This is a genomic window from Actinoallomurus sp. NBC_01490 (assembly GCF_036227085.1).
GTDB classification, from domain to species: domain Bacteria; phylum Actinomycetota; class Actinomycetes; order Streptosporangiales; family Streptosporangiaceae; genus Actinoallomurus; species Actinoallomurus oryzae.
Window position 1 is genome coordinate 4,494,292 of record NZ_CP109433.1, and the last position, 15,789, is coordinate 4,510,080.

Below are 15,789 nucleotides of genomic sequence, written 5' to 3' on the forward strand. Positions count from 1 at the left end.
GTGCGACCGAGCATCGAGGCGCCCCGCCCGCTGACCCGGTTCGTCCGCTGGGACGTCATCGTCACCGCCCTGCTGATCGTCGTCTTTGTCGGCGGCGCGTTCGGCAGCTCGGATTTCGCCACCACCGACAACCTGTCCTTCGCTTTGGATGATCTATCGGAGATCGCGCTCATCGCGCTGCCGATGACGCTGCTGGTCGTGGCGGCGGAGGTGGACCTGTCGGTCGCGTCGGTGCTGGGCATGTCCAGCGCGGTGTTCGGCGCGCTGTGGGACGCCGGCTGGGCGATCGAGACGATCATCCCGCTGCTTGTGGTGATCGGTGTGGTGGCCGGGCTGGTCAACGGGCTGTTGGTCACCCGCCTCGGGCTGCCGTCGCTGGCCGTCACCATCGGCACGATGACGCTCTACCGTGGGCTGGCCTACGTCGTGCTGGGCACCAAGGCGGTGGCGGAGTTCCCGCAGAACTACGCCGACCTGGCCACCAAGACGGTGCCCGGCACCCCGATCCCGTACCCCTTCGCGCTCTTCATCGTGCTGGCCGTGCTCGCCGCGGTGATCCTGCACGCGACAGGGCTGGGCCGGTCGTTGTTCGCGATCGGCGCGCAGGAGGAGGCGGCGTTCTTCGCCGGTATCCGGGTCAAGCGCATCAAGCTGCTGCTGTTCGTGGTGTCCGGTGTGGTTTCGGCCTTCGCCGGTGCCGTCTACACGCTGCGGTACGGCAGCGCCCGTGCCGACAACGGCCTGGGCATGGAACTGACCGTCATCGCGGCGGTCCTGTTGGGCGGGGTCGACTTCGACGGCGGCAAGGGCACCCTCGGCGGCGTCGTCGCCGGTGTGCTGCTGATCGGCCTGCTCCGCAACCTGCTCATGCTCCGTGACGTCGCGACCGAGATCCAGTCCATCGTCACCGGCCTGCTCCTCATCGTCTCCGTGCTGACGCCGCGGATCGTGGCGGCGGTACGCGAGACACGACGACATCACCGCGGGTCCCTCACCGCCTCCTCCTCCACGCAAGGGAGTTGACATGCTGAAACGTCCAATGGCGGCCGTGGCACTCGTGGCCGCGTTCGCCCTGGGAGCCGCCGCGTGCGGCGGTACGACCAAGAATTCGACGGCCAAGGACGGCGGCAACGCCGCGACGAGTGGGAAGAAGGCCGACCCGAACGCCCCGATCAAGCAGAACCTCAAGCTCGCCTTCCTGCCCAAGCAGGTCAACAACCCGTACGAGACGATCGTCGACAACGCCGGCATCGCCGCGGCGAAGGGCTTCTACGCCCAGGCCAAGGAGGTCGGTCCGTCGGATGCGTCGGCCTCGTCGCAGATCTCCTACCTCAACACGCTGATCCAGCAGCGGCAGGACGCGATCCTCATCGCGGCCAACGACCCCAACGCCGTCTGCGGGCCGTTGAAGCAGGCCATGTCCCGCAAGATCGCCGTGGTGTCGTACGACTCCGACGCGGCCAAGGAGTGCCGGGACGTCTTCATCAACCAGGCGAGCTCGGAAGAGATCGGCCGCAGTGAGATCAAGGTCATGTCCGACCTGATCGGCGGCAAGGGCAAGATCGCGATCCTGTCGGCGACCGCGAACGCGACCAACCAGAACACCTGGATCAGCTTCATGAAGGAGGAGTTGAAGAAGCCGGAGTACTCCGGGATCCAGCTGGTGAAGGTCGCCTACGGCGACGACGATGACCAGAAGTCCTTCCAGCAGACCCAGGGTCTGCTCCAGGCCTACCCGGACCTGAAGGGCATCATCGCGCCGACCACCGTCGGCATCGCCGCCGCGGCCCGCTACGTGTCCTCCTCCAAGTACAAGGGCAAGGTCGAGGTCTCCGGCCTGGGCACGCCGAACCAGATGCGCAAGTTCGTCAAGGACGGCACCGTGCACAAGTTCGAGCTGTGGGACCCGGGCAACCTCGGCTACCTCGCCGCGTATGCCGCGGCGGCGCTCGTCTCCGGTCAGATCACCGGCGCCCAGGGCGAGACGTTCAAGGCCGGCAAGCTCGGCTCCCGCACCATCGGCAAGGACGGCGAGGTCATCCTCGGCCCGCCGACCGTCTTCGACAAGAACAACATCGACAACTACCACTTCTGACCCTCGGCGCGGGGGCGGGGCCGGCGGCCCCGCCCCGGTGCGGAGCGTTCTTCCGTGCGCGTCCGACGGCCGTCCCGACGAGGGCCGATGTCGCTCGCCGGCGTTTTCCACCTGGCATGAAGCTCGTAGGAATCGGGGTTTCTCGTGACCGACACAAAGACCGTGAAGGCTGCGCTGCGGAGTCAGCGCATCGAGACGCCGTCGTGGGCGTACGGCAACTCCGGCACCCGTTTCAAGGTGTTCGCGCAGGAGGGTGTGCCGCGTACGCCGCGGGAGAAGATCGATGATGCCGCGCAGGTGCATCGGTTCACGGGGGTGGCGCCGAGTGTGGCGCTGCACATCCCCTGGGACCGTGTGGACGACTATGCGGGATTGGCCGCCTACGCGCGTGAGCGCGGTGTCCGTATCGGTGCGATCAACTCCAATGTGTTCCAGGACAACGATTACATGCTGGGGAGTGTCACCAACCCTGATCCGGCGGTGCGGAAGAAGGCGCTGGGGCATTTGCTGGATTGTGTCGACATCATGGATGCGACCGGGTCGGGGGATTTGAAGTTGTGGTTCTCCGATGGCACGAACTATCCGGGCCAGGATGACATCCGGGCTCGTCAGGACCGTCTTGCCGAGGCGCTGGCCGCCGTCTATGAGCGGTTGGGTCAGGGGCAGCGGTTTTTGTTGGAGTACAAGCTGTTCGAGCCGGCGTTCTACAGCACCGATGTGCCGGACTGGGGCACCTCGTATGCGCACTGTGTGAAGCTGGGTCCGAAGGCGCAGGTGGTGGTGGACACCGGGCATCACGCGCCGGGTACGAACATCGAGTTCATCGTGGCGTTCTTGCTGCGTGAGGGGAAACTCGGGGGGTTTGACTTCAATTCCCGGTTTTATGCCGATGATGACCTGATGGTGGGGGCGGCCGATCCGTTCCAGTTGTTCCGGATCATGCATGAGGTGATCCAGGGTGGCGGGTTCACCGATGAGGTCGCGTTCATGCTGGATCAGTGTCACAACATCGAGCCGAAGATCCCTGGTCAGATCCGTTCGGTGATGAATGTGCAGGAGGCCACGGCCAAGGCGCTGCTCGTCGACACTGAGGCGTTGCGTGCCGCGCAGAACGCCGGTGATGTGCTGGGCGCGAACGCGGTGTTCATGGACGCCTACAACACCGATGTCCGTCCCCTCCTCGCGGAGTTGCGGGAGGAGATGGGGCTGGATCCGGACCCGATGGCGGCCTACGCCCGGTCCGGCTACTTCGAAAAGATCCGCGAGGAGCGAAGAGAAGGGCAGGCGGCCGGATGGGGCGCGTAGCACCGATCCTGGCCGCCGCCGCCCTGGTGGTCGCGGCGGCACCGGCGGCGCACGCCGACACCGGGCTGCGCGTGTCGGACCTGGAGACCGAGCACGCGACGAACCCGATCGCGGTCGCGGCGGCCAAGCCCCGGCTGGGCTGGCTGCTCCACTCGGCCGAGCGCGGCCAGCGGCAGACCGCGTACCGGATCGAGGTCCGCGCGGGCGGGCACCGCGTCTGGGACTCCGGCACGGTCGCCGGCGCGCGCGGCTACGACGTGCCGTACGGCGGGCCCACGCTGAGCCCCGCCACCCGGTACACCTGGCGCGTCCGTGTCGCCGACGCGCACGGCCGGTGGTCGCCGTGGAGCGGCACCGCCTGGTTCGAGACCGCGTTCACCGGCTGGCACGCGTCGTGGATCGGCGCCCCCGCGCAGGAGAGCAGCCCGCCGGACCTGACCGGCACGAACTGGATCTGGTACCCCGAGGGCGACCCGGCCACCAGCGCCCCCGCCGGCACCCGCTACTTCCGGCGCACCTTCGACCTGGCGAGCGTGCCGGCCGGGTCGCGTCTGGTGATGACCGGCGACGACGGCTTCACCGCCTGGGTGAACGGCACCGAGGTGGGCGGCCGTGAGCCCGATCCGGCCCTGGAGAACTGGCGTCACCCCATCGTCGTGGACGTCACGGACCGGCTCCGTACCGGCACCAACACCATCGCCGTCGCCGACACCAACGGCAAGGTCAGCGCCGCCGGGCTGCTCGGCCGGCTGGAGCTGGGCGACACGAAGATCGACACGGACGGCTCGTGGAAGGTCGCCGACAAGGAGCCGGCGGGCGACTGGAAGGCCGCCGGCTTCGACGACTCGGCGTGGCCGGCGGCCAGAGTGCTCACCGCCTGGGGCGGGTCGCCGTGGGGCAAGGTGTACGCCGACGCGCCCACGCTGCCCGAGCCGCTGCTGCGCAAGGACTTCACCGTCGCGCACAAGAAGATCGCCCGCGCCCGCCTGTACGCCGCCGCCGGAGGCTACGAGGAGCTGAGCATCAACGGCCGCAAGGTCGGCGACGAGGTCCTCGAACCCGGCTTCACCCGGTACGACAAGCGCGTCGAGTTCGTCACGCACGACGTCACCGCGATGCTGCGCCGCGGCGCCAACACCGTCGGCGCCCGCCTCGGCCGCGGCTTCTACGGCATGACGCAGCAGAACACCTGGAACTGGCACCAGGCGCCGTGGCACGGCGAGCCCAGGCTGCTCGCGCAGCTCGTCGTCACCTACGCCGACGGCAGCACGCAGACGGTGGCCAGCGACGGCACCTGGCGGTACGCCGAGGGCCCGGTGCGCTTCGACTCGCTGTACGGCGGAGAGAACTATGACGCCCGCGCCGACCGGCCCGGCTGGAACACCCCCGGCTACGACGCCACGACGTGGCGGCCGGCCGCCACGCTGCCCGCGCCCGCCGGCACCGTCGTGCCGGAGGAGCACGAGCCGATCCGCGTCACGGACACCGTCCGGCCCGTCTCGGTCACCAACCCCAAGCCGGGCACGTACGTGGTGAAACTGCCGGTCAACATCGCGGGCTGGGCGCGCATCCGCGTGCACGGCCCGGCCGGCACGACGGTCAGCCTGAAGTACGGCGAGAAGCTGAACGCCGACGGCACCGTGAACTCCGTCAACGGCTTCGTCACCGGACAGTTCCAGACCGACCAGTACACGCTGTCCGGCGAGGGCACCGAGACGTGGGAGCCGCGCTACAGCTACCAGGGCTTCCAGTACGTCGAGGTCACCGGCTGGCCGGGCACGCCGACCGCCGACGACATCGACGGCCGCGAGGTCCACTCCGACGTCCGCTCGACCGGCTCGTTCCACAGCTCGAACCCGCTGTTCGACCGGCTGCACCGGATGACCCGGCAGACGGTCCTGAACAACTGGTACGGCATCCCGACCGACACGCCGATGTACGAGAAGAACGGCTGGACCGGCGACGCCCAGCTCATGGCCGCCACCGACATGGACGAGTTCGACCTGCGCCGCCTGTACGAGAAGTGGCTCACCGACATCCGCGACAGCCAGGGTCCGGACGGCATCGTCCCGGGCATCGCGCCGGACAACGGCTGGGGGCTCGGCTACTACGGTCAGGCACCGCCGTGGCACGCCGCGTTCACCATGATCCCCTGGCTGATGTACCAGCGGTACGGCGACCGCGACGCGCTGAGCGCGAACTACCCGGCGATGCGCAAGTATCTCGACGGCTGGCTGGCGACCTCCACCAGCGGCGTGTACGGCAGCTCGCTCAACGACTACCTCGCGCCCGGGTACGGCGGGAACAGCCCGGAGGACCCGAAGCTGGCCGGCACCGCCTACACCTACGCCAACACGCTCGCGGTGGCGAACGCCGCCGAGGCGCTCGGCCACACCGGCGACGCCGCGCGGTACCGCGCGACCGCCGAGAAGATCCGGACCGCGTTCAACGACGCGTTCCTGCGCGGCGACGCGTACGTGACCGGCTCGGACCCCGGGTACCGGCAGACGAACGCACTGCTGCCCCTGGCGTTCGGCATCGTGCCGCCGGAGTCGGTGCGGGCGGTCACCGACCGGCTGGTCAAGGACATCACCGACCGCGGCGACCACCTGAACACCGGCGCGCTCGGCACGCGCTTCATCCTGGAGGAGCTGACGAAGCGCGGCCAGGGCGAGCTCGCGTACAAGGTCGCGAACCAGCAGACGTACCCCGGCTGGGGCTACTGGGTGAACAACGGCGCGACCACGCTGTGGGAGCGCTGGGACCTCGACGCCCGCTCGCACGACCACGTGTTCCTCGGCGGCGCCATCGACGACTGGTTCTTCACGGACCTGGCGGGCATCTCCGCCGCCGCGCCCGGCTACGACCGGATCGCGATCGCGCCGCAGCCGGTCGGCGACCTGACGTACGTCGACGCGGCCACCGCCACGCCGCACGGACAGGTCGCCGTGCACTGGAAACGCACCGGGAGTTCGCTCACCCTCCGGGTCGAGGTGCCGGTCGGGGCGACCGCCGAGATCACCGTGCCCGGCACCGGCCCGGTCAGCCCACCGCCCGGCGCCCGGCCGCTGGACGGCCGGCGGTACGAGGTGGGCTCGGGTTCCTATCAGTTCCAGGCGAGGAGTGTTCGATGACGGGCAATCCGCCCGAGGTGCGTCAGTTGCCCGAGCGCGCGCACGCGCCCGGTTCCGACCCGCGCGACATGAACGACGCGGGTGGTGACACCTCCGCGAAGGGTGTCGCCGCAGACCCGGTAGGAGCCGCCTTCCTCCGCTGAATGTGACCGCGGCCACCGGCCGGACGCGGCGCGCTGCCACGCGCCGAACCCGGCCGGCCGGTGGCCACATCGGGGCCGCACATCACTGACATAACCCCGAGAAAGAGATAACGATGCGACTCGTATCGAAGTTCCGCCGCCGACCGCCCCCCGCCTTCACCTCCTGCATCGTCACGACGGCCGTCCTCCTCACGGCCGGCGTGTCCGCCGTACCGGCGGACGCCGCGAGCGCGAGCCGGGGCGTCGTCCGTCCCGGTGCACCCACCGCCCTCGTCACGAACTCCCTGCCGGCGCCGATGGACGTGGACGCGGCAGGGGGAATCGAGCTTGGCTGGCAGTCGACGGTGCAGCGCCAGACCGCCTACAAGATCGAGCTGACCAAGCCGGGATCCGGCACGCCGCTGTGGGACACCGACAAGGTCGCCTCCGCACGTTCGACCGCGGTGCGCTACACGGGCCCGCGGCTGCGGCAGGGTGAGCGGTACTCCTGGCGGGTGAAGCTCTGGGACCAGGACCACCACCCGTCGAACTGGTCGAAGCCGGCGGTCTTCGGCACCGGACCGGGTCGGTGGGGCGACTCTGTTCCGATCTGGTCCGCCCCGCCGGCCGGCGCCAAGTGGACCGACTACCGGCTCGACCTCAAGCTGAAGGTCACCCGCACCGCGATGGGGATCCAGTTCCGGTCGCCCGATGCCAGGAACGGCTACATGTGGCAGTTCCGGGCCTCGAACGCCGGCCAGCCGAACACCCTGGTGCCGCACATACAGACCGGCGGCACCTACAAGGCCGGCACCGCCGTGCCCCTAGGCGTGACCCTGGACGTCGGGACGGTGCACCCGGTCCGCATCGAGGTCGTCGGATCGACGATCACCACCTCGGTCGACGGAAAGGTCGTCGACCGGCGGACGGACACGACGTTCGCCGACGGCGCCGTGGGCTTCCGGACCGGCGGCAGCGAGACCGGTGTCGTGGACGACGTCACCGTGACCAGCCTTGCCGCCGACAGCGCCGGAAAGGTGCTCTACAGCAACGACTTCAACGGCGCACAGGCGTCCTTCCCGTGCGGCACCGTCGAGAACCAGGCGCTCACGATCGGCACCAGCACCGCCTGCCTGAACGCCGTCCTCACCAACGACTGGGCGCTGATGCGGCACGACTTCTCCCTCGAACCGGGGAAGAAGGTCGCGTGGGCGTCGGCCTTCGCGACGGGCTCGTCCTTCGACTCGGCCAAGCAGTACGTCTACAAGATGTACCTCGACGGACGGTTCGTCGGTCTCGGGCCGACACGTGAGCTGCGCGACGAGACCCGATACGACGGGTTCGACGTCGGGGACGCCCTGAGCGGACCCGGGCGGCACACCCTCTCCGCCATCGCCTACGCGTCGAAGGACCAGCGCTTCCAGGCGTATGTCATCGTGCGCTACACCGACGGCACGACGCAGACCATCGGCACCGGACCGGACTGGAAGACCCTCTCGGGCAACGAGATCTGGACCTCCGCCGAAAGCATCGGGACCGGCTACTGGAGCATGCCGCGCGAGGACTTCTCCGCGGCCCACTACCCGTACGGGTTCGACAAGCCCGGCTTCGACGACACCGCCTGGTCCGCGGCCGAGACGAAGAAGCCCTTCGACTCGCTGCTGCCGACGCCGTTCGGCAAGGTCCAGGAGCAGCTCCACGCCCCGACGAAAATCGTCGACCTTGGCGGCGGCGACTACTTCGTCGACTTCGGCCGTACGTGGATGGGCGGCGCACACCTCACGCTCGACGGCCAGGCGGGCCGGCAGGTACGGCTCCGGTTCGGCGAGGAGACCTCCGCCCCGAACACCACGCGCTACCAGTTGCGCGCCGGAAACAAGTACGAGGACGTCCTCACCCTCCGCGACGGTGCCCAGACCGTCGACACCTGGGGCATGCGGGTCTTCCGGTACATGAACATCGTCAACTCTCCGGTCCCGATCACGAAGGACAATCTGCAGGCGCTCGCGTCGGTCTACCCGTTCGATGCGTCCGCGGCGCGGCTCACGTCTTCGGATCCGAATCTCGTCCCCGTCTGGCAGCTCTCGAAGAACACCATCGAGTCGGCCAACCAGAACTTCTTCACCGACTCCTGGACACGGGAGCGCACCGACTACGAGGCCGACGGCTACATCCAGCTGCTGTCCAACCTCTACCTGACGGACGACCCGACGCTGGGCCGGTACTCGATCGACTACTTCGAGAACCACAGCACGTGGCCGACCGAGTGGCCGATGTACGTGATCAGCGCCGTGTACGACACCTGGCAGCGAACGGGCTCCACGGCGCAGATCGAGCACGCCTACGACACGCTCGTGCCCAAGCTGCTCGACAAGTACTACGACCCCGCCAGCGGCACGATCGTGCGCTCGGACGCCATCGTCGACTGGCCGGAGGGCGAGCGTGACGGGTACCGGTTCACCGACCAGAACACCATCCTCAACGCCCTGGCCTACCGGAACTACACCGACATGGCGGTCATCGCCCGTCAACTCGGACGCGACTCCGACGCCGCGAGCTTCGAGCAGAAGGCCAAGACGCTGCGGACCGCTTTGAACACGCGGTTCTACAAACCGCAGCAGGGTGCCTACGACGACGGTCTCAGCAAGGATGACGTCCCGACCGGTCACTACGCGGTCCAGGCGAGTGCCTTCCCCGGCGCCTTCGGGGTGCCCGCGGACAAGGCGCAGTACGACGCGCTGGCGAAGTACATCGCCTCCCGCGGCATGGCCTGCAGCGTCTACTGCGCGGGCTTCCTCCTCCAGGCCCTGTACAAGGCCGGCCACGGCCAGGACGCGCTGAACCTGCTGACATCGTCGGGGACGAACAGCTGGCTGCACATGATCGAGCTCGGCGCCGGAGCGACCGGTGAGGCCTGGGACCCCGCCCAGAAGAGCAACATGACCTGGTCGCACCCTTGGGCCACGGCACCCGCCTATGTCATCCCACGGGACATGTACGGCATCGAGCCCACCTCGCCCGGATACGCGACGTTCCAGATCACGCCGCAGACCGGGGACCAGGTGTTCGGCTCCGTCACGGTGCCCAGCGTCAAGGGCCGGATCGGTGTCGCCTTCCACACCGTGAGCGGTCGTTACGACCTCGGGGTCGCCATCCCCGGCAACACCACGAGCGCGGTCAGCCTTCCGGTTCCCGGCACCTACTCCGGGACGACGGTCTACCTCGACGGCAGGCCGGTGACGGGCACACGCGCCGGCGACCGCGTCGTCGTGCCGGTCGGTGCCGGCTGCCACACGCTCAGCACGTCGGCGTCCGCACAGGTCGGCGCCGACGAGAAGCTCACCGACATCTGCCGCACGTCGAGTTGACGATCCCGCCGAGAAAGGGACACCGATGCGAGTGGTAACGAGATTCCGCCGACGATCGATCCCCGCTCTGATCTCCGTCGGCGTCACGACGGCTCTCCTCACCGGCCTGCCCGCCGGACCGGTCTCCGCACAGACCGCCTCGCCCGTACGGGTGTCGGCGACGACGACCGAGCGGGCGGCGAACCCGGTCGGGATCGACGCCGCCCGGCCACGCCTCGGCTGGCGGCTCGACTCGTCGGCGCGCGGACAGGCTCAGACGGCCTACCAGGTCGTGGTCTCCTCCAAGAAGGATGCCAAGGCCGCCGACGTCTGGGACAGCGGCCGGGTCGCGAGCGCGCAGTCCGTGGACGTGCCGTACGGCGGTCCCGCGCCGGCGTCCGGGCGCCGCTACTACTGGCGCGTCCGCGTCTGGGACGCCCAGGGCAGGCCGTCGGCGTGGAGTAAGACGTCCTTCTTCGAGACCGGCCTGGCCCGGCAGGACTGGACGGCCAAGTGGATCGGCAGCCCGGACACGACGCCGAGCCTGACCGGCGCGCACTGGATCTGGTACCCCGAGGGCGACCCGGCGTCCAGTGAGCCCGCCTCCACCCGCTACTTCCGCCGCACCGTCGACCTGGGCTCCGGCGCGATCACCAAGGCGTCGTTCACCCTGACCGCCGACGACGGGTTCACCCTGTACGTCAACGGCACGCGCGCCGCGTCGTCGCCGCAGGTCACCGACAGCTGGAAGCAGGGGCAGCTCGCCGACGTCACGTCTCTCCTGCGTCCCGGCGCCAACACCATCGCGATCCAGGCGGTCAACACCACCGAGAGCCCGGCCGGGGTCATCGGCCGGCTGCACGTCGAGCGCTCCGGCGCGGACCCGGTCGACGTCGTCACCGACGGCTCGTTCAAGGCCGCGCAGACCGCGCCGGACGGCTGGGAGAAGCCGGACTTCGACGACTCCTCCTGGAGCGCCGCCAAGGACGCCGCCGCGTACGGCTCGGGCCCGTGGGGAAACCAGGTCGTCCAGCCGTCGCCGCCGGTGCCGTACCTGCGGCACGCGTTCCGGCTCGCCAAGCCGGTCGCGTCCGCCCGCCTGTACGTGACCTCGCTCGGCCTGTACGAGGCGCATATCAACGGCCGCCGGGTCGGCGACGACGACTTCACCCCGGGCTGGACGGACTACAACAAGCGCGTGCAGTACCAGACCTACGACGTGTCCTCGATGCTGCACCGCGGGGACAACGCGATCGGGGCGCTGCTGGCGCCCGGCTGGTACTCAGGGAACATCGGCTTCGCCGGTACGCACGTCTACGGACAGCAGCCGTGGTTCCTCGCCCAGCTCCGCGTGGACTACACCGACGGCACGTCGCAGACCGTCGGCACGGACGACTCGTGGAAGACCACCGCCAGCCCGCTGGCCTCGGCCGACATCTACCAGGGTGAGGTCTACGACGCACGGAACGAGCGCGCGGGCTGGGACGGCCCCGGCTACGACGACTCCGGCTGGTCGGCGGTCAAGCTCGGCACCATGACGCCGAACCTCGTCGCGCAGGCCGGCCCGCCGGTCCGCGTCGACACCGTCCTGCACCCGGTCAAGATGACACGGCCCAAGCCGGGCACGTACATCTTCGACCTGGGCCAGAACATGGTCGGCTGGAACCGCCTGCACGTGTCCGGACCCGCCGGCACGACGGTGACGATCCGCAACGGCGAGGTGCTGAACACCGACGGCACGCTCTACACCGCCAACCTGCGCGGCGCCGCCGACACCGACCGCTACACGCTGCGGGGCGGCGGCGCCGAGACGTACGAGTCGCGGTTCACCTACCGCGGCTACCGGTACGTCGAGGTCACCGGCTATCCGGGCACGCCGACCCTGTCCTCGGTCGACGGCGTGGTCGCGCACGCCGACGCGCCGCCGAACGGCACGCTGACCACCTCCGACCCGCTGGTCGACCAGATCCAGCACAACATCGTGTGGGGGCAGAAGGGCAACTTCTTCAGCGTCCCGACCGACTGCCCGCAGCGCGACGAACGGCTCGGCTGGACCGGCGATATCGGGGCGTTCGCGCCGACGTCGACGTTCAACATGGACGCCGACACGTTCCTCGCCAAGTTCACCACCGACCTGGCCGACGACCAGACCGCCGACGGGGCGTTCACCGACGTCGCGCCCGCCGTCTCCGCCGGCGCGGGCACGGCCGGCTGGGGCGACGCAGGAGTGATCATTCCGTACACGCTGTGGCAGCGGTACGGCGACGTGCAGGTCGTACGGGACCGCTACCCGGCGATGAGGAAGTGGATCGACTACCTCAAGGCGCACAGCACCGGCCTGATCCGGCCCGCTCAGGGGTACGGCGACTGGCTCAACGTCGGCGACGGCACCCCGCTCGACCTGATCGGCACGGCGTACTTCGCGCACTCCACCGACCTCGTCGCGCAGATGGCGGACGCGATCGGCGACCACGACGCCGCCGCCGCGTACCGCACCCTCTGGGGACAGATCCGGGACGCGTTCGACGCCAAGTACGTCAAGGCCGACGGCACGGTCGGCGGCGGCAGCCAGACGGCGTACGTCCTGGCGCTGTCGGACAACCTGCTGCCCGACGCGCAGGTCACCCCGGCCGCGAACAAGCTCGTGGCCAACATCGCCGCGCACGGCGGCCACCTGACCACCGGGTTCCTCGGCACCGGGGAACTGCTGCCGACGCTCACGCGCACGGGGCACGACGACGTGGCGTACCAGATCCTGGAGCAGAAGACGTTCCCGTCCTGGGGCTATGAGATCGGCGAGGGCGCGACCACCATCTGGGAGCGCTGGGACGGCATCAAGCCGGACGGCACGTTCAACGACCCGGGCATGAACTCCTTCAACCACTACGGGCTCGGCTCGGTCGGCGACTGGATGTACCAGAACATCGGTGGCATCGCCCCGGGGTCGCCCGGCTACCGGAGCGTCGTCATCCATCCGAGGCCCGGCGGGTCCCTGACGAGGGCGTCGGCGACCTACCGGTCCGACTACGGAGAGATCGCGAGCCGCTGGTCGGCCTCCGGAGGCCGGTTCACGCTCGATGTCACCGTGCCGGTGAACACCACCGCCCAGGTGTGGGTGCCCGCGACGAGCGCCTCCCACGTCACCCAGGACGGCGCGAAGTTCGTGCGGATGCAGGACGGCTCCGCCGTGTTCACCGTCGGCTCCGGCCACTGGCACTTCAGCGCCTGACCAGTTCATTCGAGGTGCGGCGAGCCCGTACGGCGGGCTCGCCGCGTCTCGACCAGGAAGGATTTCGATGAGATCGCTGTACCTGCTGACCGCCCTCGCCCTGGGCACGACGGGTGTCGTCGCGGCAATGCCGCCGGCCGGGGCGGACACCTCGCTCGGCCTGCCGCCGCTGTCCCGGGCGGACCGCTACATCATGGCGCCGTCGTCCCGCACGGTGAGCCCCGCCAGGGTCGCCGAGGCCTACGCGACCAACGGTGACTACGTCACGGCCGACTCGCCGGCGTCCGAGACGGACGGGCACGACCTCCAGGCCGGCCCGTCGAGCAGCACCGCGAAGGTCGACGGGGTCATGGTCCGGCAGGCCGGCCCCGACCAGGCGGGCGCCTCGTTCGGCTACCGCCTGCGCGTGCCGCGCGGGCACGACGTACGGCTCCGCGTCGAGGAGGCGGGCAGCGCGACCGCCCACTACGAGGTGCTGGTGGGCGACCAGGTCGTCCATGAGCGCAAGCCGGACCCGGCCCAGGCCGGGACGTGGAGCGGTCTGGCCGGTCTGGTCCACTACGACGTCACGGTGCCCGCCAGGCTCATCGGCGCCTCCGGCGACCTGCGGGTCACCTTCCGCAACACCGCGGAGCCCGGACCGGGCGCCCGGGTGCACGCCGTCTGGACGCTGGGCGACGGCGGAACGCCCGCCGCCCCCTACGGGGGAACGGTCGGTGACCCCGCCGGGGCGATGCGCGGCGGCACCACCACGCTGCGCGCCGCCGCGTACGGTCGCCCGTACGTGGTCTACGACTTCGGCAAGGAGGTGGCCGGGCAGGTCCGGCTGAGGCTCGCCGGAGTGACCGGGACGCCCCGGATCGGGCTGGCCTTCAGCGAGAGCACCGAGTACCTCACCACCGCCTCGGACTACAGCCAGGACCCCACCGGCCTCGCGACCGAGACGCACTACCTCACCGCGCGGAACGGCGACCTGACCGACCCGGTGATCCGCGGCGGGTTCCGCTACCTCATGGTCTTCCTCGCCGACCCCGGCGAGGTACGGCTGTCCGGCCTGCGGCTGAACTTCACCGCCGATCCGGCGAACGCGGCGCTGGAACGCTACAAGGGCGCCTTCCTGTCCAGCGACGACACGCTGAACCGGCTGTGGTACTCCGGCGCGTACACCGTGCAGCTGGCGACCATCGACCCGAAGACCGGGCGGCCCTACCCGGGGCAGGCCGGGCCGGTGCGCAACGACGCGATCGTCGGCGACGGGCCGAGCGTGATCAGCGACGGCGCCAAGCGCGACCGCATGATCTGGGGCGGCGACAACGCGATCTCCGATCCGGTGTCGTACCTGACCACGGGCCAGAGCCGTCCGGCCGCCGACTCGGTCGCCTTCATGGCCAAGGGCCAGGCCGCGAGCGGGCAGATCCCCGGCCTCTACCTGACCGACAAGTTCGGCTACAACCTCGGCTGGGGGGAGTACGCCGAATGGTGGGTGCACAACTACTGGACCCACTACCTCTACACCGGCGACCACGCCTTCCTGGACCAGTGGTACGACGCGATGAAGAAGGACGTCGCGTGGCTGGAGTCCAAGGTCGGCGACGACGGCTTGGTCGACATGGCGGGCGCGGGCGGCACCTGGGGCTACGGCAACGAGAACAAGGGCACCTACACCAGCTCGCTGTACGTCTACGTGCTCGGCATGGCCGCGCGGGCCGCCGAGGCCAAGGGCGAGCCGGACCTGGCGAAGACCTACCGCGACCACGCCGCACGCACCGCCGCGGCGATCAACGCCTCACTGTGGGACGCCTCGGCCGGCGCGTACAAGGTGGGTCCGGCCGACGCCACCCACCCGCAGGACGGCAACGCGATGGCGGTCGTCTCCGGGGTCGCGACCGGCGACCGGGCCCGGTCGGTGCTGAGCTTCTTCGACAAGGAACTCGCCGGCCGGTATGGCGACGTCACCGTCGACAAGGCGGGCACGGTGCCGCGCTACGTAAGCCCGTTCGTCAGCTACCAGGCGCTGCTCGCCCACACCGCCCAGGGCGACACCGCGGGCGCGATGTCGCTGCTCGACCGGACCTGGGCGCACATGCTGGGTAAGAGCGACCCCGGCACGCTGTGGGAGAACGTCTCCACGACGGGTGCTCCGCAACTCGGTTCGTACACGAGCCTGTCGCACGGCTGGGCGACCGGGCCGACGGAGTTCCTCACCGAACAGGTCCTCGGCGTGACGCCGACCTCGGGCGGGTTCGGGACCTTCAGTGTCCTGCCGCACCCCAGCGCCGGCGTGCACTGGGCCGAGGGCCGCGTGCCCACGCCGCACGGTGACATCACGGCCGCGTGGAAGCAGAGCGGCCACACGTTCACGCTCCGCGTCGAGGCGCCGCACGGCACCACCGCCACCGCGGGCGTCCCGGTCGCGGGCGAGGTACGCGTCGACGGCACCGCGGTCTGGCGCGACGGCCGGGCGCTGCGCGACGGCGTCGTCCTCCGCGACGGATATGTCCAGGTGCCCGGTCTCACCGGCACGTCGACCGTGATCGCCCAAGGCTGAAGGAGAATC

At 69.9% G+C, this 15,789-nt stretch carries 8 protein-coding genes; all 8 read left to right on the forward strand.

The genetic code is table 11. The features are described from left to right. The 8 genes from OG417_RS21510 to OG417_RS21545 all read left to right on the forward strand — a co-directional run bounded on the left by OG417_RS21510 (position 1) and on the right by OG417_RS21545 (position 15,780). Entirely contained in the window at positions 1-1,023 is a 1,023-nt protein-coding gene (locus tag OG417_RS21510; protein ID WP_329258852.1) for an ABC transporter permease, read from the forward strand. Between the two features lies 1 nt (position 1,024). Further along, positions 1,025-2,095 carry a rhamnose ABC transporter substrate-binding protein gene (gene rhaS, locus OG417_RS21515; protein WP_329258854.1) on the forward strand — a complete coding sequence of 357 codons (1,071 nt, stop codon included), beginning with the start codon at positions 1,025-1,027 and terminating at the stop codon, positions 2,093-2,095. A 144-nt stretch (positions 2,096-2,239) separates the two neighbouring features. Continuing rightward, a complete protein-coding gene (gene rhaI, locus OG417_RS21520) occupies positions 2,240-3,400 on the forward strand; it encodes an L-rhamnose isomerase (RefSeq protein ID WP_329258858.1) in 1,161 nt (386 codons plus the stop codon). After that, the gene (locus OG417_RS21525) at positions 3,388-6,534 is read left to right on the forward strand and encodes a family 78 glycoside hydrolase catalytic domain (protein ID WP_329258861.1); all 3,147 of its coding nucleotides are present in this window, start codon (positions 3,388-3,390) and stop codon (positions 6,532-6,534) included. Before rhaI ends, OG417_RS21525 begins: the two co-directional genes overlap by 13 nt. Beyond that, positions 6,531-6,677: a hypothetical protein gene (locus OG417_RS21530; protein ID WP_329258864.1), complete on the forward strand. Its 147-nt coding sequence runs from the start codon at positions 6,531-6,533 to the stop codon at positions 6,675-6,677. The genes OG417_RS21525 and OG417_RS21530 overlap by 4 nt, the downstream gene beginning before the upstream one ends. Before the next feature lie 113 nt (positions 6,678-6,790). Further along, a complete protein-coding gene (locus OG417_RS21535) occupies positions 6,791-10,024 on the forward strand; it encodes a family 78 glycoside hydrolase catalytic domain (RefSeq protein WP_329258866.1) in 3,234 nt (1,077 codons plus the stop codon). A 25-nt stretch (positions 10,025-10,049) separates the two neighbouring features. Further along, positions 10,050-13,232, forward strand: coding sequence for a family 78 glycoside hydrolase catalytic domain (locus OG417_RS21540; protein ID WP_329258868.1), 3,183 nt, complete (start codon positions 10,050-10,052; stop codon positions 13,230-13,232). 67 nt (positions 13,233-13,299) lie between these two features. Then, the gene (locus OG417_RS21545) at positions 13,300-15,780 is read left to right on the forward strand and encodes an alpha-L-rhamnosidase-related protein (RefSeq protein WP_329258871.1); all 2,481 of its coding nucleotides are present in this window, start codon (positions 13,300-13,302) and stop codon (positions 15,778-15,780) included. Positions 15,781-15,789: the final 9 nt, after the last annotated feature.

What these genes read in the sequence shown, in the direction of transcription:
- OG417_RS21530 (WP_329258864.1), top strand. Translation starts at nt 6,531, where the DNA reads ATGACGGGCAATCCGCCCGAGGTGCGTCAGTTGCCCGAGCGCGCGCAC.
- OG417_RS21545 (WP_329258871.1), top strand. Translation starts at nt 13,300, where the DNA reads ATGAGATCGCTGTACCTGCTGACCGCCCTCGCCCTGGGCACGACGGGT.
- OG417_RS21535 (WP_329258866.1), top strand. Translation starts at nt 6,791, where the DNA reads ATGCGACTCGTATCGAAGTTCCGCCGCCGACCGCCCCCCGCCTTCACC.
- rhaS (WP_329258854.1), top strand. Translation starts at nt 1,025, where the DNA reads ATGCTGAAACGTCCAATGGCGGCCGTGGCACTCGTGGCCGCGTTCGCC.
- OG417_RS21540 (WP_329258868.1), top strand. Translation starts at nt 10,050, where the DNA reads ATGCGAGTGGTAACGAGATTCCGCCGACGATCGATCCCCGCTCTGATC.
- OG417_RS21525 (WP_329258861.1), top strand. Translation starts at nt 3,388, where the DNA reads ATGGGGCGCGTAGCACCGATCCTGGCCGCCGCCGCCCTGGTGGTCGCG.